Origin of the sequence: Micromonospora radicis, from assembly GCF_003583405.1 — a bacterium.
GTDB classification, from domain to species: Bacteria; Actinomycetota; Actinomycetes; order Mycobacteriales; family Micromonosporaceae; genus Micromonospora; species Micromonospora radicis.
The window spans coordinates 182,489-207,413 of record NZ_QXEC01000001.1 but is presented as its reverse complement, the minus strand read 5'-3'; the positions used below and the strand labels follow the sequence as shown (position 1 = coordinate 207,413).

Sequence of the window (24,925 nt, the reverse complement as noted above, 5' to 3'; positions counted from 1 at the left end):
GACCCTCACGGGTGGGCCTGCTCGGCGTCGGCGTCGCGGGCGCACCGGAACCCGCTGAAGATCTGCCGGCGTACCGGGTAGTCCCAGTTGCGGAACGTGCCCCGGCAGGCGGCCCGGTCGGTGCCGAACGACCCGCCGCGCAGCACCTGGTATTCCGCGCCGAAGAAGACCTCGGAGTACTCCCGGTACGGGAAGGCGGCGAAGCCCGGATAGCCCCGGAAGGTGGTGCTGGTCCACTCCCAGACGTCACCGACGAGTTGGTGCACACCCAGCGGCGAGGCGCCGGCCGGGTAGGCGCCCACCGGCGCCGGCCACAGGTGCCGCTGCCCGAGGTTGGCGTGCGCGGCGGTCGGCTCGTCGTCGCCCCACGGGTAGCGGCGGGACCGGCCGGTGGCCGGATCCCAGCGGGCCGCCTTCTCCCACTCCGCCTCGGTGGGCAGCCGCCTACCCGCCCACGCGGCGTACGCCTGCGCCTCGTGGAAGCAGACGTGCACCACCGGCTCGTCGTCGCGGACCGCGGTCCAACGGCCGAAGCGGCGGTACGCCCAGCCGTCGCCGTCGCGTCGCCAGTGCATCGGCGCGCTCAGCCCGGCCTCCTGGCGGTGCCGCCAGCCCGGTCCACTCCACCAGCGGGGCTCGTCGTATCCGCCGTCGGCGATGAACTCGCGGTACGCGCCGTTGGTGACCGGCGCGGCGTCGATCAGGTACGCGGGCAGGTCGACCCGGTGCGCGGGGCGCTCGTTGTCCAGCGCCCACGGGTCGGTGTCGGTGCCCATCACGAACGGACCGGCCGGCACCAGCACCTCGCCGGCCGCCCGGGTGGCCGGCTCGGGCGGCGGCGGGGCGTGCAGCGCCGCCGGCCCGGAGCGCAGTTGGTGGGTGGCGAGCATCGTCTCGTCGTGCTGCTGCTCGTGCTGCACGATCATCCCGAAGGCGAACCCGTCGGCGACCAGTCGACGGTTGTCGAAGGCGATCCGGTCCAGCAGGTCGTACACCTTGTCGCGGACCGTCGCCAGGTACGCCCGCGCCTCGGCCGGCGGCAGCAGCGGCAGAGCCGGACGGTCACGGCGGGGCTGCTTGAAGGCGTCGTACAACTCGTCGATGTCGCACCGGACCGGTTCTCGGCCGCCGACGTCGCGGACCAGCCAGAGTTCCTCCTGGTTGCCGACGTGGGCCAGATCCCACACCAGGGGGGACATCAGCGGCGAGTGCTGGCGCATCAGCTCGCCGTCGTCCACCGCCTCGGTGAGCAGCGTGGTGCGGGCGCGGGTGCGTTCGAGTTCCGCCGCGATGCGGTCCCGCAGCCCGCGACCGTCGGCCGGCGCGGTCGGGGTGTCGGTCACCGTTGCCTCCTCTCCGCGACGGCACGCCGCCGTCGCCGTAGTCCCCGTTCGATGTCGTGGTGCAGTCGCGGCGGCAGGTCGAGCCGGGACAGCGCGGCCAGGGCCAGGTCGAGCAGGGCGACGGCCGCCGCGGCCAGGGCGGGAGCGCGCAGCCCGTGCCGCGCTGCGGTGCGCCAGTCGGCGGCCACCGGGGTGGCCACCGCCGTGGCCGCGTCGATCGTGTCGGCGCCGCTGAAGAGGGCGGCGAGCACCGCCAGCGGCAGCGTCCAGTCCCGCCCCGGCTGCGCGTCGAGATAGCGCAGTTCGAGGTAGCCGCGCGGTCGTACCGGCGGGAAGAGGGTGCTCACGTGGTATTCGAGGTCGTCGACGGTGGGTGGCTGGGGCAGCGCCCCGTCGAGCCAGTCGGCGAAGGTCAGCTCCGGCGGTGGGGTCCAGTCGTCGCCGTCCCGGACGCAGAGCAGCGGGGCGGCCAGTACGTACGCCGTCCATGCCGCGACCGGCTCCGCGTCGGCGCGGTCCGGCCGCCAGACCGGCGCGGTGCGGGCCGGGTCGATGCGCCACCACGTCCCCATCCGGGCCGACGCCCAGCCGGTGTCCCGGCCGGCGTGCCGTCCCGCCGTGGCGAAGGCGGCCAGCAGTGGTGGCCCGACGGCGTGTGCCAGCGCCCACCGGGCCGCCAGTTGGTCCGGCTCGCCCGCGTCGAGACAGACCTGCAGGCCGGCGCTGCTGTACATCATGGTCCGCCCGGCCGGGCCGCTGCGGTCGAAGACCTGCCGCATGGCGCGGTAGCGGGGTGTGTCGATCGCCGGCCGGGGCGGCCGGAACGGGTCGAGTCCGGCGGGCCCGAGGCGCAGGCCGGCGGTCCGCAGCAGGTGGGTGAGCTGATCGATGTCGGATCGGGTGGCCTCGACCAGCGCGGCGAGGGAGGCTCGCGGCGGGGTGGAGATCTCCACCTGGCCGCCGGGCTCGACGGTCACCGTGCTGCCCTGGAGCAGTCGCCGGGCGGGGCTGGTCGGATCCAGTGTGGTGGGGTTGTAGGGTCCGAGCGCCGCGCGCAGCCGCGTGGCGTCTAGGGGGCGGGCGGGATCGACGGCGTCGTGGACCGTCCACTCGAGTTCGACACCGGTGAGTGTCGGTGGGCCGGTCTTGAAGCAGATCCGGCCGATGTGTCGGGCGGCTGCGGCGCGGTCACGCAGCACCGCCACCCGGTGCAGTTCCGGTGATGTCACCATGCGACGGCTCCCTTCCCGGCGCCGGCTCAGCCCTGACACCGTAACCCGGAACTGTGACATCCGTGGGGGCCGCCGACGGTCGCACCGCTTCTGTCCAGCCGGCGCCGGCCGGGCGTCGAACGGCATTCACCCCGCTGCCACCTGCCCGGCGGTGGCGTGGCCTCGCCCGTGGGTGGACCGGATCAGGATGTCGCGTCGCCCGTGGCCGACGGGGCGGGCGTCGGCCCGTGCTTCGCCAGCCAGGCCGGGTCGACCTCGGTCAGCAGCTGCTGGCAGTACGCCAGCACGTGCTCGGCACCGCCGGCGGCGACCACCAACTCGTTGAACGCGGGGGTCTGCAGGGCCTTCTCCCGCTGCCGCTCGGACTTGGACAGGTAGGCCCGGCAGTGCCCGGCCCGGTCGGCGGTGTTGCTCGAGTTACCGGGCCCGACCTGCACCGTCGCGTCGGGATCGGGTTCACCCAGGCCGGGCGTGGGTGCCGGCGACGTCGCCGCCGGCTCGCCGCCGACGGGTCCGGCTCCGCTGGCCGACGGCCCGTCGACGCCGTCCGGCAGGCCCGTCACGCCGACGGACGGGCTGGTGCCGATCCCGTTGGGCCGCGCACCGGCGCCGGTGGGCGCGGGCGTGGGCGACACGGTGACCGGTACCGGCGGCGGGACGGATGGCTGGTCGGGACGGTCCAGGCGGACCGCCGCCAGGGCCGCACCCGCGGTGGCGGTGGCCGCCACGCCGGCGATCCAGACCACCGCGCCGGTGGTGAACGGCCGGCGGCGCGGCCGAGGTGCCGGCCCGGCCGGGGCGGCCTGTCGCGCGGCGCGGAACGCGGCGAGCGCCGCCTCCTCACCGGCGAGTTCCGGCTCGCGCGCCGGGGCGGCAGCGGCTCGCAGCAGTCCGGCGAGCCGGTCCGGCGAATCGGCGGCAGGCGTCGCGTTGCGCGGTCCACGGGCGCCGTCGAGCAGCTGGTCGGCGCCGGAGCGGGTGGCTCCGGAGCGGCCCAGCCGCCGCAGGATCATGCGAAGTCCCATCACGTCAACCATCCACCGGTTCGGCGTGCGGCGCCGGCTGGGACGGGCCGGTACGGGGACGCGGTGGCGGACCCGGCGACTCGGCTGCGGTCTCCTCCTCGGCGCGCTGGTCGAGCAGCAGCGCCAGCCGTCGCAGGCCGCGGTGGGCGGCGGTGCGGACCGCTCCGGCCCGGCGACCGAGCACCCGTCCGGCGGTCTCGGCGTCCAGCCCGACGACCGCCCGCAGCAGGACCGCTTCGGCCTCCCGCGGCGGCAGGCTGGCGATCATCGCGAGCGCCGCCTCGGTACCGATGCTCTCGCCGGCCCGTTCGGCGGTGTCGGCGTCCCCGGCCAGTTCACTGAGCTCCTGAACCGGCACCGAGAGCGCGGGGCGGCGGCGCTGTCGGCGCAGGTGGTCCATGGCCCGGTTACGGGCGATGGTGACGACCCAGGCACGGAACTCCCCACCGGTGAATCTGGGCAGGTCCCGGGCGACCTGCAGCCATGTCTCCGACGCGACGTCCTCGGCATCCGCCCCGACCAGAGCGGTCAGGTAGCGCAGCAGTCCGGGCTGGAGGCTGCGGTAGAGGAAGCGGAAGGCTTCCTCGTCGCCGGCCTGGGCCGCCTCGACGGCCTGACTCAGTTCACCGGTCATGGCCTTGCCGCTTCCGTCTTGTCGGTCCTCTCGCGGGACGTCTGCCCGGTGGGCGTACTCGGTGCGGGTTCGGTGCCCGGGCCGGACCTGTTCCCCCGCACCCCGCCCCCGTCGACCTGTTCGCTGCTGGACCGCTGTGGCCCGGAGCGGATTGTTCCCGACCGTACCGCCGACCACAACCACCAGTGCCGAAACTGCGGCGGCGCCCGAGGAGACCGGGACGGGGTTAACGTTAGGAGCCGGCGCGGGGCGCGGCAACCACGGCCCGAGCCGACAGTGACAATTGTCTACCCGCTCGCCGGGCGTTTCGCCGTAACGGGTGGGAATCGGACGACGCTCCCCGAGCCGATGGCCGACCCGGCAACGAACCACACCAGAGAAGATCAACTCGCCGCGACCGGGCCGTCGCGGTCGGTAGGCGTCGACGACCGGCCCGGCCCGCGACACCGGTACCCGAGTGCGCGCCACCCGGCCCGGCCGGCGCGCCGGCCGACGCCGCTGTGGGTACGGTGGTGCCGTGTTGTCTTCGGAGGTCGTACTCAGCGGCCGGTACCGCTTGGACGAACGTGTCGCCACCGGCGGCATGGGTGACGTCTGGCGCGGCACCGACCTGATCCTCGGCCGGCAGGTCGCGGTCAAGGTGCTGCTGCCCTCCCTGGTGTCCGACCCCGACTTCATCGCCCGGTTCCGCGCCGAGGCCCGGATCATGGCGGCGCTGCGCCATCCCGGCATCGTGCAGGTCTTCGACTGCGGCGAGGACGAGCTACCGGGCGGGGGGCACGCCGACTACCTGGTGATGGAGTTCGTCACCGGCCAGCCGCTGTCGAAGCGGATCGAGGCCGAGGGTCGCCTGGACGTCGGCCAGACCATGTCGGTGGTGGCCCAGGTGGCGCAGGCGCTGCACGCGGCGCACCTCGGCGGCATCGTGCACCGCGACGTGAAGCCGAGCAACCTGCTGGTACAGGAGGACGGCAGCGTCGTCCTCGTCGACTTCGGTGTCGCCCGGTCGACCAACGTGACCAGCATCACCAGCACCAACGCGGTGCCCGGCACCGCGCTGTACATGGCGCCCGAGCAGGCCGCCGGCCGGCCGGTGTCCGGCGCGACCGACCTGTACGCGCTCGGCGCGGTCGCGTACTGCTGCCTGACCGGCAGCCCGCCGTTCACCGGCGACAATCCCCTCCAGGTCGCCGTCCGGCATCTTGACGATCCGCCCCCGGAACTGCCGCACGACATCCCGGAGGCGGTTCGGGCCCTGGTCGGGCAGGCACTGGCCAAGGAGCCGACCGCGCGGTTCAGCAGCGGCGCGGCGATGGCGGAGGCGGCCCGGGCCGCCGTCTCGGACGGTTCGATGCCGACGGCGATGGTCCCGGCCGCCGCGATGGTGCGCGACGCGGGCCCGAACACCCGGGCCGACAACACGGAGTTCGACACGGCTCCGGTCGGCCGTCGGCGTGGTCGGGGCACCCTGGTCGGCGCGCTCACCGCGGTGGTGGTGGGCCTGGTCGCGCTCGGCACCGCGCTCGGCGCGGCACGCGAGGCCAACACCCCGGCAGTGAAGCTGCCGAGCAGTCCACCGGCGGCTGAGGCACCGACCGAGGACGCGCCGGCACCGATCGAGACGGACACCGGTCCCGCGCAGGCTCCGCCGTTGCGGCCGGCCAACTCGACGGCGAAGCCGACCGATTCGCCGACGCCGACGCCGAGCACCCCGGAGCCCACCGAGTCGAACCCGCCCGAGTCGCCCGATCCGGAGCCGAGCAGCCCCTCCCCGACGGGCCCCGGCACGCCGAGCGGGGAGCCGCACACGCCGACGACGGCCCCACCGCCGCCGACCACCGCGCCGCCCGACGACGACACCGGGTCCGGACCGGGCGCCGGCAACGGCGCCGGCTGAGCCGGGACAGCCGCACCGGCGCGGCCGGCCGTGCCCGCCGTCACCGGCAGCGGCGTCGAAACCGCAGCAGTACGCCGGGCGTGTGAGGATGACCAGCCGTGACCGCATCCGGGGACGCCCCGCCCGCCCCGAACCGGCCGGCCGACGGCCGACGCCGACCCCACCCGCTCGACGTGATCGCCATCGCGCTCGCGGTGGCCGGTGCCGCCTGCGTGGCGACCGGACTGCTGCCGCGCGCCGCCGCCGCCGACACCCTCGCCCGTGTCGTGCCCCTGCTGCTCTTCCTCGGCACCGTGGTGGTGCTGGCCGAACTGACCGCGGCCGCCGGTGTCTTCGACGTGCTCGCCACCCGGCTGGCCGTCGCGGCGCGGGGCCGCTGGCTGGCGCTGTTCGCGCTCTGTGTGGGTTTCGCCGCGCTGACCACCATCGTGCTGAACCTGGACACCACGGCGGTGCTGCTCACCCCGGTGATGGTCACCCTGGCGGTCACCCTGCGCACGGCGGTGGCGCCGCTGGCGATCACCACGGTCTGGCTGGCGAACACGGCGAGCCTGCTGTTGCCGGTCTCCAACCTGACCAACCTGCTGGCCGCCGAGCGGATCGGGCTCGACCCGCTGGCCTACGCGGCCGTCATGTGGCTGCCCCAACTGGCCGTGCTCGCGGTCACCATCATCCTGCTCTGGTACCTCTGGTGGCGACGTGACCGGCCGGCCGGCGGCCGGTTCCCCGCGCCGCCGGTACACCGCCCCGCCGATCCGGTGCTGTACCGGACGGCGCTCGCCGCCTGCCTGCTGTTCGTCGGCGGCATCCTGGCCGGGGCGCCGGTCGGGCTCGCCTCGGCGGTCGCCACCGGACTCCTGCTCCTCGGCTTCGCCGTCCGCTCCCCCGGCACGTTGCGCCCGGCGCTGCTGCCGTGGCGGCTGCTGGTCTTCGTCACCGGGCTGTTCCTGGTGATCCAGACGATCGGCCAGCACGGGCTCAACGACCTGGTCGCCCGGCTCGCCGGGGACGAGGGCGGGGTGGCCGGCGTACTGCGCGCGGGCGGCACCGGCGCGCTGCTGGCCAACCTGGTGAACAACCTGCCCGCCTACCTCGCCGGTGAGACGGTCCTGCCGGTCGGCGACCGGCAGCGCCTGCTCGCCCTCCTGGTCGGCACCAACGTGGGGCCGTTGGCCCTGCCGTGGGCGTCGCTGGCCACCCTGCTGTGGCTGGAACGCTGCCGGGCGGCGCGGGTGAAGATCCCGCTGGGCCGGTTCCTGGCCACCAGCACCGTACTGGCCACGCTCGGCACGCTCGCCGCCGTCGGCGCTCTCCTGCTCACCGGCTGAGCCGACCCCGTCTTCCGCGCCGCCGACTGTGCGGCGGGCGGCTCCGGAGACCACGACCGCGACCGACGGTCCGGCCGGGGTCAGCCGGGCAACGGCGCCTCGTCGCCCCGGTTGCGACGCGGCGAGACCAGCCGACGCACCATCGGCGCGGCGTTCCAGCGGGCCGCGCCGACCAGGTCACGGGCGTGTTCGAGCACCGTGTAGTCCGGACGTGCCCGACCGGCGGCGATCGCCGCGTCCAGGTCGTTGTCGCAGCGCATCAGCACGCTGTCGAAGTCCCGCCGGACCGGTTCCAGCAGGTGGTAGCCGAACGAGCGGTGCAGCCGGGCGAAGAGCGGCTTGTACAACCGGGCCCGCTCGTGCAGCCCGGAGGAGTACGACATCGGGTTCTTCGGCCGGCGCCGGATGTAGTCGGGCAGCAGGTCGGCGAAGGCCCGCCGGACGATCCACTTCTCCTGCCCCGCGCACATCTTCAGCCCGATCGGCAGCCGCATCGCCAACTCGACCAGCGCCAGGTCGAGGAAGGGCACCCGGGCCTCCACCCCGAACCCCATGCTGGTGCGGTCCACCCGCTGCAACTCGGTCCGGCAGAGGTTGCGGATCTTGTGCAGGAACAGCCGGCGGGACGCCTCCGGTCCGACCTCGTGGTACATCGGGTAGCCGCCGAAGAGTTCGTCCGAGCCGTCCCCGGTGAGCACCACCTTGATCCCCAGCTCGGCCAGCCGGCGGAAGATCGGCACCGAGACGACCGCGTTGATGATGTCGCCGTACTCGGTCAGCTCGGAGATTCTGATCGCCTCACGTACGTCGGTCAGCCGGATGTCGCGCGGGCGCAGCTCGACCACCTCGTGCCGGACACCGAGGTCGCGGGCCAGTCGCCGGGCGTACGCCACGTCGGGGCTCTCCGGCACCCCGACGGTGACCGCGACACAGTCCGGGTGCAGCGCGGCCGCGTGCAGCAGCACCAGCGAGCTGTCCAGGCCGCCGGAGAGCACCACGCCCACCGGGAGGTCGGTGTCCAGCCGCACCCGGATGCTGTCGGTGAGCGCGGTACGCACGAGCCGGGCGGCCTCGTCCGGGTCCGCCACCATCGGCAGGCCCGCGCCGAGGGAGAGCAGGTCCACGTACGGGCGCAACTCGACCTGACCGTCGGCGTCGGCCCAGCCGTGGTGGCCCGGCGGCACCTCGACCACCGGCGCGCCCGCGCGGACCAGTGCCTTGACCTCGCTGGCCAGGTGCAGGCAACCCGGCGTCCGCGACCAGTACAGCGGCTTCACGCCGAGCGGATCCCGCACCAGGTACGCGCGGCCGGTGGCCCGTTCCACGATGGCGAAGGCGTACTCGCCGCGCAGCCGCGTCACCAGCTGCTCACCCCAGTGTTCGAAGGCGGCGAGCACCACCTCGGTGTCGCTGGCGCTGCGGAACCGGTGCCCCAGGGCGCTGAGCTCGGCGCGCAACTCGTGGTGGTTGAAGACCTCGCCGTTGTAGCAGAGCACCCACCGCTCGTCGGCGGAGACCCAGGGCTGCACCGCCCGGTCGCGGTCCACCACCCGCAGCCGCCGGACACCGGCGAGCAGGCCGGTCTCGTACCGCGTCTCGGTGACCTCGCCGCGCGGGGACAGGGTGGCGAGCATCCGGCGGAAGATCGCCGGGTCGGCCTCCGGGCCGAGACTGAGCAGGACCCCACACATCGCTCAGATCCCCATCTCGGCTTCGTACGCCCGGCGCAGCCGCAGCGTCGCGGCCGGCGCGAGGCAGACGTGCCAGGCCTGCCCCTCGTCGACCACGTTGATCTCACCGGCGCGCTGCCGGTTCAGCAGCAGCCCGGCCAGCACGTCCCGCGCGCCGAAGCGGCGGTACCACTCCATCTCCAGGTCCACCGCCCAGCCCAGGCAGTGGCCGCTGGGCACCATCGCGGCGTACCCCAGGCGGCGCAGCCGGTACTGGTGTTCGGCACTGCGTACCAGGCTGGTCACCCACAACGGCGGCGTACCCGCCGGGGTGGCCGCGGTGAACTCGCGGCCGATGTCGTTGAGCAGGGCGACCACCTCCCGACGGGCCCGGCGGAACAGCAGTCCGGCGGTACGCGGTGTGGCGTCGGGCAGCAGCCGTCGGCGCAGCGCCCGCACTCCCCGACCGGCCAGGTTCCGGGGCTGCTCGGTGTAGCGGAACCGCAGCAGGTCCCGGCGCCGCAGCCACTCCAGGTCGACCAGTTCCGCGCTGTGATGCACCTCGGTGTCGGTGAGGAAGGTGCCGGCGTCGCGCCACCACATCACGTCGATGCGGGAGAGCAGATAGATCCGCACCAGCGCGGTCAGGTCCGCGGCGGAGCTGCGCGCATTGGGCTGGTAGCGGGCCATCTCCAGCAGCAGCGTCTCCCGGGCACCGACCAGCCCCTGGCTGGTGGCGTCGAGCACCGCGGCGATGGCGGGCTCGCGCAGCCGCTGGTCGATCAGGAGCTGCCGGGCCTTGGTGCTGCTCGCCCCGGCCAGCGCGCCCACCTCGACCAGCAGTTCGGCGACGGCGTCGCGGTACGCGTCCAGATCCGGCTCGGTCGCGGCCGGCGGCCGGGCCGGGCCACGAGGGCGGCGGCGGGCGGGCGCCGCGGGAGGACCGGACCGATGTCCCGGGCTACGGCTGGGCAAGCGCATGATCGGGTCCTCTCCCGTCGCTACACACGGCGTACGTCACCCTCAGCGACACCGTAAGCACGTTTTGCGGGAGGAGCCCGAACAATCCTCCTATCTACTCCACAAGGAGGCAGACCGGATACCCGACCCCGTACCGACCGGCGGGCTCACAGCCAGCCGTACTCGCGGGCCACCCGGAGCGCCTCGGCGCGACTCTCCACGCCCAGCTTCTGCACCGCGAGGGCCAGGTAGTTGCGGACCGTGCCGGTGGACAGGTGTGCGCGGCGGGCGATCGTGGCGACCGGTGCGCCGTCCCCGGCCAGGCGCAGCGTCTCCAGTTCCCGGGGCGTCAGCGGGCACGGCGGAATGGTGAGCGCGTCGGCCGCGAGCGCCGGGTCGACGTACCGGCCACCGGCGTGCACCCGGCGGATCACGTCGGCCAGCGCGCCGCCGGGGGCGCCCTTGGGCAGGAAGCCCCGGGCCCCGGCGGCCAGCGCCCGGGCCAGGTGCGGGGGCCGCCCCTGACCGGTCAGGATGACCACCGCGCAGTCCGGCACCGCCCGGGCCAGTTCGGCGGCGACCGCGAACCCGTCCCGTCGGGGCATGGCCAGGTCGACCACCGCCACGTCCGGCCGGTGGGCCAGCGCCGCCGTCACCGCCGCCTCCCCGTCGGCCGCCTGCGCCACGACCATGAGGTCCGCCTCGAGGTCGAGCAGGGCGGCCAGCGCGGTACGGATCAACTCCTCGTCGTCGGCGAGCAGCACCCGGATCACCGGCCGGTCACCGGTCCCGCCGCCCACGACGCTCCGGCGGCTCCCCACGGTCGCGCCGCCGTCGGCGGTCGGCCGGTCCGCGGCGGTCATGCGGCGGTCGGCACGGTCGCCTCGACGGCGAAGACGCCGTCGGCCCGGCGGGTCCGCAGCTGCCCACCGGTGGTGGCGAGGCGGTCGGCCAGGCCGCGCAGGCCGTGGCTGTGCCGGTCCGGTGCCGCCGAGTCGGCCACTCCGTCGTTGGTCACGGTCATCCGCGCGACGCCCTCCTCCTGGACGATCTCGATCCGGCACCAGCCGGCCCGGCTGTGCCGCAGCACGTTGGTGCCGGCCTCGCGGAGCACCGCCGCGAGTTGGGTCGCCGCCTCCGCCGGCAACTCACCGACCGGCGGCACGACCGTGCACCGCACCCCGGAGGAGCGCAGCACCTCCCCGACGGCGGTGAGCTGTTCGGCGAGGTCGACCCGGCGGTACCCGTGCACGGTACGGCGCAGTTCGGTCAGCGCCGTGGCGGCCAGCCGCTGCGCCTCGCTCGCCTCCCGGCCGGCCCGTGCCGGGTCGTCGGCGGCCAGCCGGGCCGCCAGTTCGGCCTTCAGCGCGATCACGGTCAGGTGGTGCCCGAGCAGGTCGTGCACGTCACCGGCGAAACGCAGCCGCTCCTGCGCGGCGACCAGCCGAGCCTGCGCGGCCCGCCCCTGCTCGGCCTGCACGAGCAGCCGCCAGAACCACACCTGGAAGCCGTTCACCAGGGCGATGCCGAGGCCGACCGAGCCGGTGATCAGCACCGACCGGCCGACCGCCGGGCCGATGAACCAGCCGACCGCCCCGGACACCACGACGGCGGCGAGCGTCGCCGGCAGCACCAGCCGGAACGGGGCCAGCAACGGAACCCCGCCGACCAGGGCCGCGCCGAACCAGGCCCAGGTGGGCCAGGCGGTGCCGCCGACCGGCCCGACGAGCGGCACGCTGAGCACCGCCACGGTGCCGTAGCCCAACCGCAGCCACCGGCGCCGGATGCCGGCCTCGTCGGGCGTCACCACGGCGTACAGCGCCGCCGCCAGCACCAGCGCGAACGCGGCGAGGGCGAGCGCGCCGGAGGCGACCCGCCAACCGTCCGGTTCCCGGGCCAGCCCGACCGCCGGCAGGAGCAGCGTGCCGGCCATGCCCGAGGCGAGGGAGAGCAGGGTCGCGGCCCGGGCGCGGGACAGGGTCCGCCCGCTGCCCGGCACCGCCGCGTCCGCCACCACGGTCGCCAGGGTAGAGCCCACCGGCGCACCGGTGGACCCGCCGAGGTGCCCGGGTCGGCCGGGCGGAACGCCCGGCCGACCGGTGACACCGCGCGGCTGGTCCCCGCCCTCGCCCACCCCGACGCTCGGTGGCATGACCGAGCTGACCTCCCCCACCCCCACCACCGCCGGCCACCGGGCCGGACCGGCCCGACGCCACTGGTCGCGGCCGCTGCTCCGGCACCTACTGGAGATGGTGCTGGCCATGCTGGCCGGGATGCTGGTACTCGGGCCGGCCCGCGCCGCCCTGGGTACGGCGTTCGGGTTGGCACCGGCGACACCCGGCATCGCCGCGCTGCTGATGGCCACCGACATGAGCATCGGCATGGCGGTCTGGATGGGCTACCGGGGGCACTGCGCCGCCGCGACCGTCGAGATGGTGCTGGCCATGTACGTGCCGGCCCTGCTGCTGCTCGTGCCGTACCGGGCCGGGCTGCTCGACGCGGGCGCCCTGCTGACCGGCACGCACCTGCTGATGGTGCCGGCGATGGTGCTGGCCGCACTGCGACGGCGGACCGAGTACGCCCGGCATCCGACCGCCCGGCCGGTGCCGCGACACCCGCTGGTCCGGGTACTGGTGCACCGCTGGCCGACCGCGCTGGCGCTGCTGATGACCGCCGACAACTGGAGCACGCCGACGGCGCTGGGGGCGTACACCCTGCTGGTCCTGCCCATCGGGTACCTCGTCATCGGCACCGTACGGCGGCAGTGGGGCGTACCGGGCAATCTGCGGACTCAGCTCGGTGGCCTGACGGCCTGGTCGGCGCTGGCCCTGGTCGCGGTGGTCCTCGGCGGCACCGCCGGGCGGTGGCTGGTGGCGGCCGGCTGGCTGGCCCACGCGGGGTGGGATCTCGCGCACCACCGCAGCCGACGGGTGGTGCCGCGCGGGTACGCGGAGTGGTGTGCGGTGATCGACGCCGTGCTCGGGGTCACCATCGTGTTGGCGCTGACCACCGGATGACGCGTGCCCGCGTGGGTTGACCGCCCCGCGCCGGAGTCGAGGTCCAGGAACTCCGTGGCCACGCCGGTGGCGCCGCCACGGTGGGGCCGCGACGGCGGCCCACCGGCCCGGACGGCGGCCCACCGGTGGGCGTTGCGGTGGTCGCCGCAGCGGCCGGGGGGCGGTGATGAAAGGCTTGACCCATGAGTTCCACGTCCATACCGCTCGACCCGTCCACCGAACAGCCCGCTTTCGCGGACCTTGGCCTGCGGCCCGAACTGCTCGCCGCGCTCTCCGCACTCGGCTACGAGGAGCCCACCCCGATCCAGCGCGAGGCCATCGGCCCGCTGCTGGCCGGCCGGGACCTGCTCGGACAGGCGGCGACGGGCACCGGGAAGACGGCCGCGTTCGCGCTACCGTTGCTCCAGCGGATGCCCGACCACCGGCCCGACGGCGACCCCGTCGCGCTGGTCCTGGTGCCGACCCGTGAGCTGGCCGTGCAGGTCTCCGAGGCGTTCCACCGCTACGGCAAGGATCTGGGCACCCGGGTGCTGCCGATCTACGGCGGGCAGCCGATCGGCCGGCAGCTACGCGCCCTGGACCTGGGGGTCGACGTGGTGGTCGCCACACCGGGCCGCGCCCTGGACCACATCGCCCGGGGCACGCTGCGGCTGGGCAACCTCGGCACGGTGGTGCTGGACGAGGCCGACGAGATGCTCGACATGGGTTTCGCCGAGGACATCGAGGCGATCCTGGAACACGCCCCGGCCCAGCGGCAGACGGTGTTGTTCTCGGCGACCATGCCGGCGCGCATCGACGGGATGGCGCGGGCGCACCTGACCGACCCGGTACGGATCCTCATCGCCCGGGAGCAGCCGGTGGCCGGTGAGGCGCCCCGGGTACGGCAGAGCGCGTACCTGGTGGCACGGGCGCACAAGCCGGCGGCGCTGGGTCGGGTGCTGGACGTGGAGTCGCCGACCGCGGCGATCGTGTTCTGCCGCAGCCGGGAGGAGGTCGACCGGCTGACCGAGACGATGAACGGGCGCGGCTACCGGGCCGAGGCGCTGCACGGCGGGATGAGCCAGGAACAGCGTGACCGGGTGATGGGCCGGCTGCGCGCCGGCACCGCGGATCTGCTGGTCGCCACCGACGTGGCGGCACGCGGGCTGGACGTCGAGCAGCTCAGCCACGTGGTCAACTACGACGTGCCGTCGGCGCCGGAGTCGTACGTGCACCGCATCGGTCGGGTGGGACGGGCCGGGCGGGAGGGGGTGGCGATCACCCTGGCCGAACCGCGGGAACACCGGATGCTCAAGACCATCGAGCGGGTCACCGGGCAACGGATCACGATCGACAAGATCCCGACGGTGGCCGACCTACGGACCCGCCGGTTGGAGCTGACCCAGGCGGCCTTGCGGGAGAGTCTGCTGGAGGACGACCTGGATCCGTTCCGGGTCATCGTCGAGACGCTCAGTGACGAGTTCGACCTGATGGAGGTGGCGCTGGCCGCGGTGAAGCTGGCCCACGAGTCGACCCTGCCCGGCTCGGACGAGGCCGAGGAGGAGATCCCGCAGGTCGCGGTCCGTCCGGCCCGGGAGCCTCGGGCCGGGGCCGAGGGACGGGGCGAGCGCCGGCCGGCCCGGCCCCGGACCAACGGCACCACCCAGGTCTTCATCGGTGTGGGCCGCCGGGCCGGGGTGCGCCCGCAGGACCTGGTCGGTGCGATCACCGGGGAGACCGGCATCCGGGGCCGCGACATCGGCTCGATCGAGATCGCCGACCGGTTCTCCCTGGTCGAGGTGCCGATCGCCGTCGCCGACGAGGTGATCGCCGGCCTGCGGAGCAGCACCATCAAGGGCCGCAAGGCCACCGTACGCCGAGACCGCGACGACCGCCGCTAGGTGCGCCGAAGGGCCCCTGCCACGCCCGAGGCGTCGGCAGGGGCCCGTTCCTCACATCGGCACCTCAGGCGGCGGTGAGGCGCTGGCCGCCCAGTTCCGCGGGGTCGATCTCGGCCGGGCGCAGGGCCAGGGCGAGCACGTCGGCGACGTCGGCCAGGGTATGCACGGTCAACGCCTCGCGTACCTCGGTGGGCAGGTCGTCGAGGTCCGGCTCGTTACGGGCCGGGATGATCACCTCGGTCAGGCCGGCCCGGTGCGCGGCGAGCAGCTTCTGCTTCACACCGCCGATGGGCAGCACCCGACCGGAGAGGGTCACCTCGCCGGTCATCCCGAACTCGGGGCGTACCGGCCGGCCGCTGGCCAGGGAAGCCAGCGCGGTGACCATGGTGATGCCGGCGCTGGGGCCGTCCTTGGGCACCGCGCCCGCCGGTACGTGCAGGTGGATCCGCCGCCCGGCGAGGGCGTTCGGGTCCAGGCCGAGCCGGCGGCCGTTGGCCCGCAGGTAGGAGAGCGCGATGTGCGCGGACTCCTTCATCACGTCGCCGAGTTGACCGGTGAGGGTCAGCCCCGGCTCACCCTCCATGCTGGTCGCCTCGATGAACAGCACGTCTCCCCCGGCGCCGGTGACCGCCAGGCCGGTGGCCACGCCCGGCACCGCCGTACGCTCCGCCGACTCCGGGGTGTGCTTGGGCCGCCCCAGGTAGCGGACCAGTTCGTCGGCACCGACCCGGACCGGGGTCGGGTCGTCGGTGAGCGCCACCGCGACCTTGCGCATGATCTTCGCGAGGGCCCGCTCGAACTGCCGTACGCCGGCCTCCCGGGTGTACTCCCCCGCGATCCGGCCCAGCGCGGACGGATCCACGTCGACCTCGTCGGCGGTGAGACCGGCCCGCTCCCGCTGCCGGGGCAGCAGGTGGTCGCGGGCGATGGCGACCTTCTCGTCCTCGGTGTAGCCGTCCAGGGTGACCAGTTCCATCCGGTCCAGCAGCGGGCCGGGGACGGTCTCCACCACGTTGGCGGTAGCCAGGAACAGCACGTCGGACAGGTCGAGGTCGACCTCGAGGTAGTGGTCGCGGAAGGTGTGGTTCTGGGCCGGGTCGAGGACTTCCAGCAGGGCGGCGGCCGGGTCACCGGCGTACCCCACGGAGAGCTTGTCTACCTCGTCGAGCAGCACCACCGGGTTCATCGAACCCGCCTCCCGCAGCGCCCGGACGATCCGACCGGGCAGCGCACCGACGTAGGTACGCCGGTGGCCACGGATCTCGGCCTCGTCGCGGATGCCGCCGAGGGAGACCCGGACGAACTTGCGCCCGAGCGCCCGGGCCACCGATTCGCCGAGGCTGGTCTTGCCGACCCCGGGCGGACCGGCGAGGGCGAGCACCGCGCCGGAGCCACGGCCGCCGACCACACCGAGGTCACGCTCGGCCCGCCGGTTACGCACCGCCAGGTACTCCAGGATGCGGTCCTTCACGTCGGCCAGGCCGGCGTGGTCGGCGTCGAGCACGGCCCGCGCCGCCGCCAGGTCGGTGTTGTCCTCGGTACGCACGCTCCACGGCATCTCCAGCACCGTGTCGAGCCAGGTACGGATCCAGCCCGCCTCCGGGGATGCGTCACTGGCCCGCTCCAGCTTGCCGACCTCGCGCAGCGCCGCCTCGCGTACCTTGTCGGGCAGCTCGGCGGTCTCGACGCGGGCCCGGTAGTCGGCCGAGCCGTCCGGGGCGTCCTCGCCGAGTTCCTTGCGGATCGCGGCGAGTTGCTGGCGCAACAGGAACTCCCGCTGCGACTTCTCCAGCCCCTCGCGTACCTCGGAGTTGATCTGGTCGGTGACCTCCTGCTCGGCGAGGTGGTCCTTCACCCAGCCGACGAGTAGTTCCAGCCGCGCGGTGACGTCCGGCGCGGCCAGCAGTTCGGTCTTCTGCGCCAGGCTCAGCCAGGGCGCGTAACCGGCCGAGTCGGCCAGTTCGGAGAGGTCGGTCATCCGCTCCACCGCGTCGATGACCTGCCACGCGCCTCGCTGCTGGAGCACGGAGGTCACCAGCGCGCGGTACTCACGGGCGAGTTCCCGGGCTTTGCCGGCCGGGGCGGGTTCGTCGATCTCGGACGCCTCGACCCAGAGCGCCGCGCCGGGGCCGGGCACGCCGGAGCCGATGCGGGCGCGGGCCAGGCCACGGATCACGGCGGCCGGCTCGCCGCTGGGCAACCGGCCGACCTTCTCGATGGTGGCGATCGCGCCGACGGAGCCGTACTCGCCGTCCAGGCGGGGCACCGCGAGCAGCGTCTGGTCGCCGGTGGCGCGGGCCGCGTCGACCGCGGCCTGGGTGGTCGGGTCGAGGGTCACCGGGATGACCATGCCGGGCAGCAGTACGGCGTCGGTCAGTGGAAGTACCGGAAGGGTTGCCATCGAACACCTGCTATCGCATTGAGTTGAGCGTGTCAGGCTCAAGTCGCGGACGGCGGGCATTGTTCCTCGCTGTGATCCAGGACACGACGCGCCCTCGGGAACCCGGCCCGACAGCGGCCCCACCTCAAGGACCGGGATCGGCGGCCGGGCCGGTCGCGCCGACATCTGCCGAAATCAGGATTTCAACGGGACGCAAAACGCGAGCAGCAGCAGGGTGTGGCTTTTGTTGCGCAATTGCCTGACGATCAGTCAAACTTTGACCACGCCCCGCCCGACACAAGGAGTAATCGACGATGGCGCGAAAAGTAATCACGGTACTGACCGACGACCTCGATGGCGGAAAGGCCGACCGGACGGTCGAGTTCAGCCTGGATGGCGTGGCGTACACCATCGACGTCTCCGACGAGAACGCGGGCGTCCTGCGCAAGGCGCTGGATCCGTTTATCAATGCCGGTCGGCGACTCGGCCGTGGCGGTTCCGACACGGTCCGCAGCCCACGCCGGGGCGGTGGTTCGGCGGCGCCCGGAATGAACCGCGAGCAGAACCGCGCCATCCGGGAATGGGCGGTCAGCAACGGCTACAAGATTTCCGAGCGGGGCCGCATCCCGGTCGAGGTCGTCGAGGCGTACAAGAACCGCTGAGCAGCCGCCTCACGGCAGCCGTCCCGGTGCGGACCGCACCAGAGGTATTCGGGGACCGGCGACGAACGACACGTCGGCCGGCACATAGGCGGCGGGGCCGCCGGAGTCACCACTCCGGACGGCCCCGCTTTGTTCTGCCGATCGGCGGTGTCAGTTGACCTGAATCCGCACCGCGTCGAACGCCGGCGTCTGGTTGGCCCGCTCCGACATCGGGATGCGGTGCGAACCGTCACCGGCCCAGACCGCGCACTGGGCGGTGCCCGACTCCGGCAGACCCGGAATCTGGATGACCACGCTGTCCGGCTGGCGTCCACCGCCACCGTCCTCGGTGGCGACGAAGAAGGCCGGTACGGGCTCGGGCGCCGGCGCCTCGTTCGTGTTGTTCAGCATCCGGCAGGCGGTGTGGAAGTGGCCCCGGGTCAGCCCCTCGCCGTTGAGCAGCGAGCTCTCCAGGTAGTAGCCACCCTGACCGGCCGGCAGGAAGCGGTCGCGGACCAGGTTACGGGTGCTCACCCGGATGGCGAAGCCCTCGTTGCGGTTGATCTGCTGGGGGAACTCGGTGATCAGCAGCGACGGGTTGTTGGCGGCGGCGCCGACCTCACCGAAGGCGGTGCTGATGCAACGGTTGCCGTTCTGGAACCCGTCGTGCGGCTGCAGCTGGCTGTTGTTGCAGTTGTTGGCCAGCACGCCGAGGCCGTTGTTGGGGTTGTTCCCGCCGTTGTCGCCCCCGTTGTTCCCGCCGTTGTTGCCCCCGCCGTTGTTGCCACCGTTGTTGCCGCCGGTGTTCCCGCCGTTGGTGTTGTCGACCGGCCGGACCTGGCAGGTGGCCAGGTTGGCCAGGCCGCGCGGCCGCGGGCCGAACCGGTCGATGGCGATGGTGATGCGGTCGAGCGTCGCGCGTCGCTTGCTCGCCAGCGGGCCCAGGATCGCGTTGTCGATGAACGCCTGACCCCGGTTGCCCTCGGCGGCGAGTCGCTGGTCGGCCTCGGTGATCTGGGTCTGCAACAGGGCCAGGTTGCGGTCCACCTCGGCGCGCGCCCGGTCTGGCACCTGGGGCAGCCGGCTGACCACGTCCGGGCAGGCCACGGCCAGTGCGCCGGTGGCCGCACCGCCGGTGCCGTTGCGGGTCTCCTGGCACTCCTCGACGGTCTGCTGGCCGTCACCCCAGTGGTTGGTCACCCAGCGGCCGTTCTGCCAGGTGCGAGTGGTGGTGACACCACGAGCGGCCGGGGCGGTCGCGCCGGGGCTCGGTTCCACGCATTCGGCCGCGACCGGCCGGGTCTGCTTGTTCGGCCGTCGGTCACCGGCCGACGAGATCTGGGTTACGGCGACCACGCCGCCGAATACGGCGAGCGTGGCACCGACTGCCAGCAGTCGCTTCGTCCGCGTGTTACCGGATGGTCGGCGCGACCGGGGGGACCTGCGCATCGAATTGCTCTCCTTCTCGATCCGGTACCTGATTCGTGACTCGACGGACCGAACGGAATCGTGGTGGCACGCTCGGCGGACATCCGAACGCACCGATGGCACGTCGACGAGCGACGATGCCCTTTCCGCACCGTCTCCCGCGCCTACCGGTGCGGGTTGGGGATCCTGTCCATTCGCGGTGAGGTACGGAGCGGCCGCGACGGAGGTTCAAAGACCGGTGACCTTTTTTTCGGTCGCTTCCGGCGGCGGGTCACCGCTCGGCCGGTGCGGGTGCCTCAGCCCTGGCAGAGATGGTCGTACGCGAAGTCGTCCACGAGTTCGTCCCGGCGGTCCCGCAATGCCCGGAGGTCGTCGAGCAGTACCGCCCGACGGATCAGGGCCGGCGTGCCGCTCTCCAACGTCCGCAGCCGGTCACCGACGGCGAGGGCGGCCAGATCCTCCGCGAGGCGCGCCGGCTCGATCCCGCAGGAGAGCCGGTGCGTCTGCAACGACACCCGTTCCAGCAGGCACTCGCCGGGGCGCACCTCGACCCAGCTCCAACCCTCGGCCGGGCCGGCCGACCAACGTACGTGCAGCCCGCGCAGGATCGGGTCGGCCAGCCGCCGCGCCACGTACGCCTCCACCGCCTCGGCCCGGGCGAGCGCGCCGAGATCGTTCACCGCGCCGGTGCGCCCGTCGGGCAGCCGGCCGACGATGTCCCGGAAGCCGACGGCGACCACGTCCGGCCCGCCGGCGCCCGCCGCGTACCGGCGCGCGTCGATCAGGTACGTGACGATGCCCGGCCCGTGCTCGACGGCGCGCAGCGTGTCCGAGACGATCCGCAGGACGGGCAGGCCGACCGCGGCGGTGACCGCATCCATGATCCGCTCGGCACGTCGGGCGGCGGTGTCGGTCGACGGCGGCCGGAACTCGACGGCGAACTCCACCCGTCCGGTGTCCTGCGCGCAGACCACCAGGTCGAAACGGCCCCGGCCGGCGGTGTTCCACTGACTCGCGGTGAGGCCGGGTGGACGGCGCCGGACCAGGTCGCCGAGGCGAAGCCCGGCCTGCACCCGCTGCCCCGCCCGGGTCAGTACCGTGCCGCGTCCGGCTCCGGCCGGAATCGTCGCCAGCCAGGAGTCGTCGCCACCGGTCATCGTCGTCTCCACCCAATCCTGCCGCCGACCGCCCGAGTCTAGGCTGACGATCATGCCGGTCGGTTCCCCCGGGTGGCCCCTGGAGTGGCTGTCCGGGAGTCGACAGGAAGGAGCGCGCATGCGGCTGGTCTCGCTGGTGCCGTCGCTGACCGAGGCGGTGGCGGTGACCCTGCCCGGCCTGCTGGTCGGCGCCACCGACTGGTGCACTCACCCCGGCGAGTTGGACGTGCCGCGGGTGGGCGGCAGCAAGTACCCGGACCTCGACCGGGTCCGCGCGCTGCGGCCGGACCTGGTCCTGCTCAACATCGAGGAGAACCGGCGCGAGGACGCCGTCGCGTTGGCCGCCGCCGGCATACCGGTTCGGGTGACCTACCCGCGCACCGTGGACCAGGCGTTGGCCGAGCTGGCCGAACTGCTCCGCGACCTCGGCGCCCCGACGGAGCCCGAGTGGCTGGCCGCGGCCCGTTCCGCCTGGGCCACGCTGCCGGCGGCCACCACCCGACGGGCGGTCATTCCGGTGTGGCGGCGTCCCTGGGTGGTACTCGGTGCCGACACCTTCGCCGGAGACGTGCTACGCCGACTCGGCGTGCACAACGCGTACGCCGAGTCGTCCGACCGGTACCCCCGCCCGAGCCTGACCGAGCTGCGGGCAACCGCACCGGACCTGGTCGTACTGCCCGACGAACCGTACCGGTTCACCCGCGACGACGGACCGGACGCCTTTTCCGGCTTACCCTGCGCCCTGGTCTCCGGTCGACATCTGACCTGGTACGGCCCGTCGCTGGCCGAGGCGCCCGGAGTGCTGTCCGGCCAACTCGCCATCCCGGTCGTCGGCTGACCGCATCCGGTCGCGCCGGACCACCCCGGTGGGCGGCGGGCGGTAGGTCCCGGTGGACAGAGGACCAAGGTCCCGCCCGATCATGGCCTGGTCGGCCCTGCTGGACCGCTGCCCCGCGGGCGTCCAATGAAGATGCCACCGGGACAGCGGTGCGAGGCAGAGAAGGGACGTGGACACGATGACCGCGATGATGGAGCGGAACGCCGCCGCCGCCAACACCCCGGGGGCCGAGACCAGCCGGGAGCAGGCCACCCGTAAGCGGGCCACCCGTTACCTGCTCGCCGGGCTTCGCCTGGCGCTGGGTTGGATCTTCCTCTGGGCGTTCCTGGACAAGCTGTTCGGCCTGGGATTCGCCACCGAGGCGAAGAACGCCTGGCTCAACGGGGGCAGCCCGACCAAGGGCTTCCTGACCTTCGGCGCCACCGGCCCGTTCCAGGGGTTCTACAACGGCATCGCCGGCGCCGCCTGGGCCGACTGGCTGTTCATGATCGGCCTGGCGGCCATCGGTACCGCGCTACTGCTCGGCATCGGCGTACGCGTCGCTGCCGCCGCCGGTGGCCTGCTGCTGGTGCTGATGTGGACGGCCGCCCTGCCGCCCGCCAACAACCCCTTCATGGACGACCACCTGGTCTACGCCGGGGTGCTGGCCCTGCTCGCGGTGACCAACGCCGGCGACACCTGGGGCATCGGCCGCACCTGGGCCCGGCTGCCGGTCGTCCAGCGGTTCGGCTGGCTCCGCTGACCGACTCACCTCCCCCAACCGGCGGGCGTCACCACCCAGGTGACGCCCGCCCTCGTCGCCCCCACCCCCCACCCCCGCGCGCCCGCACGCCCGCCGCCCCGCGACGCTTCTATAGCGGACGCGGGGATGAGCGCGGGGATGAGCGCGGGGATGAGCGCGGGGATGAGCGCGGGGCGGGGACGCGGGCGGGCTCGGGCGGGACGGGAGCGGGGACGCGCGGGGACGGGCGGGACGGGTGGAGGTGGGCGGGGGTGGGGCGCTGCTGCCGTAGCATCCGGCAGGATTGTGCTGAACGGAAGCGACGTCACAGGAGAATTCGCATGAACCAGGCAGCGAGCAAGCCCGAGATCGGTCCGATCGAGGGCGCCCCGCCGGCCGACCTCGTGATCGAGGACATCACCGTCGGCGAGGGCCCGGAGGCCCAGACCGGCCAGGTGGCCCGAGTGCACTACGTCGGCGTCTCCCACTCGACCGGTAACGAGTTCGACGCGTCCTGGAACCGGGGCGAGGCGTTCGAGTTCCCGCTCGGCGGCGGGCGGGTCATCTCCGGCTGGGATCAGGGCGTGGTGGGGATGCGGGTCGGTGGCCGGCGCAAGCTGACCATCCCGCCGCACCTGGGCTACGGCAGCCGGGGCGCCGGTGGCGTCATCAAGCCCAACGAGACGCTGGTCTTCGTGGTCGACCTGCTCGGCGTCCGCTGACCGACGCGTCCGGCGCCGGCCCCGTGCCCGGCGCCGGACGCCCCCGGCATCCGGCCGCCGTCACACCGTGGCGAGCACCCGCGCGGGCGCGGCCTCGACGACCGGGATGACCCGACGCAGGCCGGTGGCGCGCAGAACCCGCTCCACCACCGGCGGCGGATCCACCAGCACCAGCTCGCCGCCCCGGGCCCGCACCCGCAGGCGCGCCGCGACCAGTGCGCGCACCCCGGCTGCCGAGAGCAACCGAACCTCGGAGAGGTCGACGCGCAGTTCCCGGCGCGGCGGCGCGGCCCAGAGTGCGGCCCGGAACGCCGCGACGGTGGCGATGTCGACCACACCTACCGGGTGGACGCACACCGCCTCGTCGGACACCCGGGTCTCGACGTGGAACCGCTCCTCGCGCTCTCGCATGACCCGAACCTATCCGCCGGCCCCGACACTTTCCCCCTGCCGAGCGATGGTTCGGGGTAGATCCAGGGCAAGACCCGCAGGCCCACCCGCTCCACCCTAGGGAACATCCCCGGCTCGACGATCCGGCCACCGCCGCGAAGGCGACGCCGGGTCACCGCAACCGCGACCGGGCCGGCCCGTGCGGGCCGGCCCGGCGGGTACGGTCCGGTCAGCCGCCGCTGGCGGACGGGGCCGGCTCCGGCGAGCCACCGGCCACCGCACCCGGGTCCGGCGCCTGGGTCGGCGTGGGCCGCAGGTTGGCCGGTACGGGCAGGGCGCTGCCCTTGGTGAACTGGTCCCAGCTGACGTTCCAGGCGGTCCAGCCGTTGCCCTCGTCGAGTTGGACCTCGGTGCCCTTGACGGTGACGAGGTCGCCGACCTGGGTGATGCCCATCAACCAGTCGGCGTTGGCCGCGGAGAGGTTGGTGCAGCCGTGCGAGACGTTGGTGTTGCCCTGGTCCCCCTCCGACCAGGGTGCGCCGTGGATGAACTCGCCGCGCCAGGTGAGCCGCTGCGCGTCCTCGACGTCGACCACGTACGGGTCCGCCGAACCCCGGGTGTCGAACGTGGTGAACTCGAGCTTCTCCATGATCACCATCTTGCCGCTGGAGGTCGGGGTGCTCGGCTTACCGAGGCTGACCGGCAGTCTGCGCAGCAACTTGCCGTCCTGGAACACCGACATCTGCTTGGTCGCGTTGTCGATCTCCAACTCGACCTGCCGGCCGATCTTCGAGGTCGCCCGCTTGTCGGTGTCGCCCACGTACTCCTTGCCGATCGGCAGGCCCTCCAACGCCGAGCGGACGTTGATCGTCGTACCCGGCCGCCAGAAGTCGGGCGCCCGGTAGTAGACCTGACTGCCGTCGGAGACCCAGGACCAGGCGCCCGGCTGCGGCGGGTCGGTCTTCACGAACAGGCGCCGTTGTACGTCCGCCCTGGCCTCTTTCGGAATGGGCGGGTCGAACGCCACGGTTACCGGCATCGCCGTGCCGTACGTCCGGTTGCCGGCGAAATACAGGACGCTGGTGATCGCCGGTTTCGACGATTTCGGTTGGGTGGTGAAGGTCGTCCTCCGGGTGACGGTGGTGCCCGAATCACCGGTCGCGGTCACCTCGGCGGTGTAGGTGCGTTTCGGCTCCAGCGGCTTGTTCGGCACCCAGCCGGTGCCGTCCTCACGTGGCTCCGCCTCGACCGTGCCGCCCTTGTCGTCGGTGATCCGCACGGCGGTGACCCGCCCGTGCTTGACGTCGGTACCGATCTCACCGCTGATCGGCACGTCACGCGTACCCTCGGCGGGGGTCACGACCAGTTCCGGGTTGACCCGCGCCTCGGCGGGCTGGCCCGGTCTGCGGTCACCGGTGCACGCCCCCAGGGCCAGGGGTGCCGCTGCCACGGTCACCGCCAACAGCGTCAGTCGCCGCCTCAACATCATGATGCGTCCCCCCGTTATTGCTCCGTCCTCCGCCACATTCTCTCCGCCCGACACCGACGGTTTCGCAATTTCCGAGAAGAGCAGGCACACAATGCGAGAGCTTTTCTGGAAATCTGCTCCAGAACGCGCCGCCAATGCCGAACAGGGCGACGGCGGGCGGAACGGGGCCGGTG

Annotated in this window: 21 protein-coding genes; 8 read left to right on the top strand and 13 right to left on the bottom strand. The window is 73.6% G+C overall.

The window, feature by feature from the left end; all coding sequences use genetic code 11:
• Positions 1-5: 5 nt before the first annotated feature.
• From egtB to D2L64_RS00920, 4 genes are all read right to left on the bottom strand, one after another.
• Positions 6-1,343, bottom strand: a complete 1,338-nt coding sequence (gene egtB, locus D2L64_RS00935) for an ergothioneine biosynthesis protein EgtB (protein WP_119572509.1) — start codon at positions 1,341-1,343, stop codon at positions 6-8.
• Complete coding sequence (egtA, locus tag D2L64_RS00930; protein WP_119572508.1) at positions 1,340-2,575, bottom strand: ergothioneine biosynthesis glutamate--cysteine ligase EgtA; 1,236 nt, start codon at positions 2,573-2,575, stop codon at positions 1,340-1,342. Before egtA ends, egtB begins: the two co-directional genes overlap by 4 nt.
• A 182-nt stretch (positions 2,576-2,757) precedes the next feature.
• Positions 2,758-3,600 (bottom strand): hypothetical protein, encoded by an 843-nt coding sequence (locus D2L64_RS00925; protein WP_147376161.1) that lies wholly within the window; start codon positions 3,598-3,600, stop codon positions 2,758-2,760.
• 4 nt (positions 3,601-3,604) lie between these two features.
• Complete coding sequence (locus D2L64_RS00920) at positions 3,605-4,234, bottom strand: RNA polymerase sigma factor (protein ID WP_119572506.1); 630 nt, start codon at positions 4,232-4,234, stop codon at positions 3,605-3,607.
• 517 nt (positions 4,235-4,751) lie between these two features.
• Here D2L64_RS00920 and D2L64_RS00915 point away from each other — a divergent pair.
• On the top strand, positions 4,752-6,131 hold the full coding sequence (locus tag D2L64_RS00915; RefSeq protein WP_119572816.1) for a serine/threonine-protein kinase: 1,380 nt from the start codon (positions 4,752-4,754) through the stop codon (positions 6,129-6,131).
• Positions 6,132-6,229: 98 nt separating this feature from the next.
• Positions 6,230-7,459 (top strand): ArsB/NhaD family transporter, encoded by a 1,230-nt coding sequence (locus D2L64_RS00910; RefSeq protein WP_119572505.1) that lies wholly within the window; start codon positions 6,230-6,232, stop codon positions 7,457-7,459.
• An 80-nt stretch (positions 7,460-7,539) separates the two neighbouring features.
• Here the strand turns inward: D2L64_RS00910 and D2L64_RS00905 are convergent, their stop codons facing one another.
• The 4 genes from D2L64_RS00905 to D2L64_RS00890 form a co-directional block, all read right to left on the bottom strand.
• The gene (locus tag D2L64_RS00905) at positions 7,540-9,150 is read right to left on the bottom strand and encodes an asparagine synthetase B family protein (protein WP_119572504.1); all 1,611 of its coding nucleotides are present in this window, start codon (positions 9,148-9,150) and stop codon (positions 7,540-7,542) included.
• Positions 9,151-9,153: 3 nt separating this feature from the next.
• Positions 9,154-10,110, bottom strand: coding sequence for a DUF5715 family protein (locus D2L64_RS00900; protein WP_119572503.1), 957 nt, complete (start codon positions 10,108-10,110; stop codon positions 9,154-9,156).
• A 146-nt stretch (positions 10,111-10,256) separates the two neighbouring features.
• Complete coding sequence (locus D2L64_RS00895; RefSeq protein WP_119572815.1) at positions 10,257-10,862, bottom strand: response regulator transcription factor; 606 nt, start codon at positions 10,860-10,862, stop codon at positions 10,257-10,259.
• An 86-nt stretch (positions 10,863-10,948) separates the two neighbouring features.
• Entirely contained in the window at positions 10,949-12,127 is a 1,179-nt protein-coding gene (locus tag D2L64_RS00890; protein ID WP_233558689.1) for a sensor histidine kinase, read from the bottom strand.
• A gap of 112 nt (positions 12,128-12,239) precedes the next feature.
• On the opposite strand from D2L64_RS00890, the gene D2L64_RS00885 reads away from it, so the two are divergent.
• Positions 12,240-13,106: a hypothetical protein gene (locus tag D2L64_RS00885; protein ID WP_233558688.1), complete on the top strand. Its 867-nt coding sequence runs from the start codon at positions 12,240-12,242 to the stop codon at positions 13,104-13,106.
• Between the two features lie 182 nt (positions 13,107-13,288).
• Positions 13,289-14,986, top strand: coding sequence for a DEAD/DEAH box helicase (locus tag D2L64_RS00880; protein WP_119572502.1), 1,698 nt, complete (start codon positions 13,289-13,291; stop codon positions 14,984-14,986).
• A gap of 64 nt (positions 14,987-15,050) precedes the next feature.
• On the opposite strand, the gene lon is transcribed toward D2L64_RS00880, so the two are convergent.
• Complete coding sequence (lon, locus tag D2L64_RS00875) at positions 15,051-17,387, bottom strand: endopeptidase La (protein WP_119572501.1); 2,337 nt, start codon at positions 17,385-17,387, stop codon at positions 15,051-15,053.
• Between the two features lie 293 nt (positions 17,388-17,680).
• Between lon and D2L64_RS00870 the strand changes: the two genes are divergently transcribed.
• The gene (locus tag D2L64_RS00870) at positions 17,681-18,028 is read left to right on the top strand and encodes a histone-like nucleoid-structuring protein Lsr2 (protein WP_119572500.1); all 348 of its coding nucleotides are present in this window, start codon (positions 17,681-17,683) and stop codon (positions 18,026-18,028) included.
• Between the two features lie 150 nt (positions 18,029-18,178).
• On the opposite strand, the gene D2L64_RS00865 is transcribed toward D2L64_RS00870, so the two are convergent.
• Positions 18,179-19,456 (bottom strand): hypothetical protein, encoded by a 1,278-nt coding sequence (locus D2L64_RS00865; RefSeq protein WP_119572499.1) that lies wholly within the window; start codon positions 19,454-19,456, stop codon positions 18,179-18,181.
• 275 nt (positions 19,457-19,731) lie between these two features.
• On the bottom strand, positions 19,732-20,592 hold the full coding sequence (locus D2L64_RS00860) for a PDDEXK family nuclease (protein ID WP_119572498.1): 861 nt from the start codon (positions 20,590-20,592) through the stop codon (positions 19,732-19,734).
• A gap of 118 nt (positions 20,593-20,710) precedes the next feature.
• On the opposite strand from D2L64_RS00860, the gene D2L64_RS00855 reads away from it, so the two are divergent.
• The 3 genes from D2L64_RS00855 (at position 20,711) to D2L64_RS00845 (ending at position 22,873) form a co-directional block, all read left to right on the top strand.
• Entirely contained in the window at positions 20,711-21,430 is a 720-nt protein-coding gene (locus tag D2L64_RS00855) for a helical backbone metal receptor (protein WP_119572497.1), read from the top strand.
• Between the two features lie 169 nt (positions 21,431-21,599).
• Complete coding sequence (locus D2L64_RS00850) at positions 21,600-22,172, top strand: DoxX family membrane protein (protein ID WP_199714355.1); 573 nt, start codon at positions 21,600-21,602, stop codon at positions 22,170-22,172.
• 320 nt (positions 22,173-22,492) lie between these two features.
• Complete coding sequence (locus D2L64_RS00845; protein WP_119572495.1) at positions 22,493-22,873, top strand: FKBP-type peptidyl-prolyl cis-trans isomerase; 381 nt, start codon at positions 22,493-22,495, stop codon at positions 22,871-22,873.
• A 60-nt stretch (positions 22,874-22,933) separates the two neighbouring features.
• Here D2L64_RS00845 and D2L64_RS00840 read toward each other — a convergent pair whose 3' ends face one another.
• On the bottom strand, positions 22,934-23,284 hold the full coding sequence (locus D2L64_RS00840) for an STAS domain-containing protein (protein WP_119572494.1): 351 nt from the start codon (positions 23,282-23,284) through the stop codon (positions 22,934-22,936).
• A gap of 208 nt (positions 23,285-23,492) precedes the next feature.
• Positions 23,493-24,752 (bottom strand): L,D-transpeptidase, encoded by a 1,260-nt coding sequence (locus tag D2L64_RS00835; RefSeq protein ID WP_119572493.1) that lies wholly within the window; start codon positions 24,750-24,752, stop codon positions 23,493-23,495.
• Between the last annotated feature and the right edge of the window lie 173 nt (positions 24,753-24,925).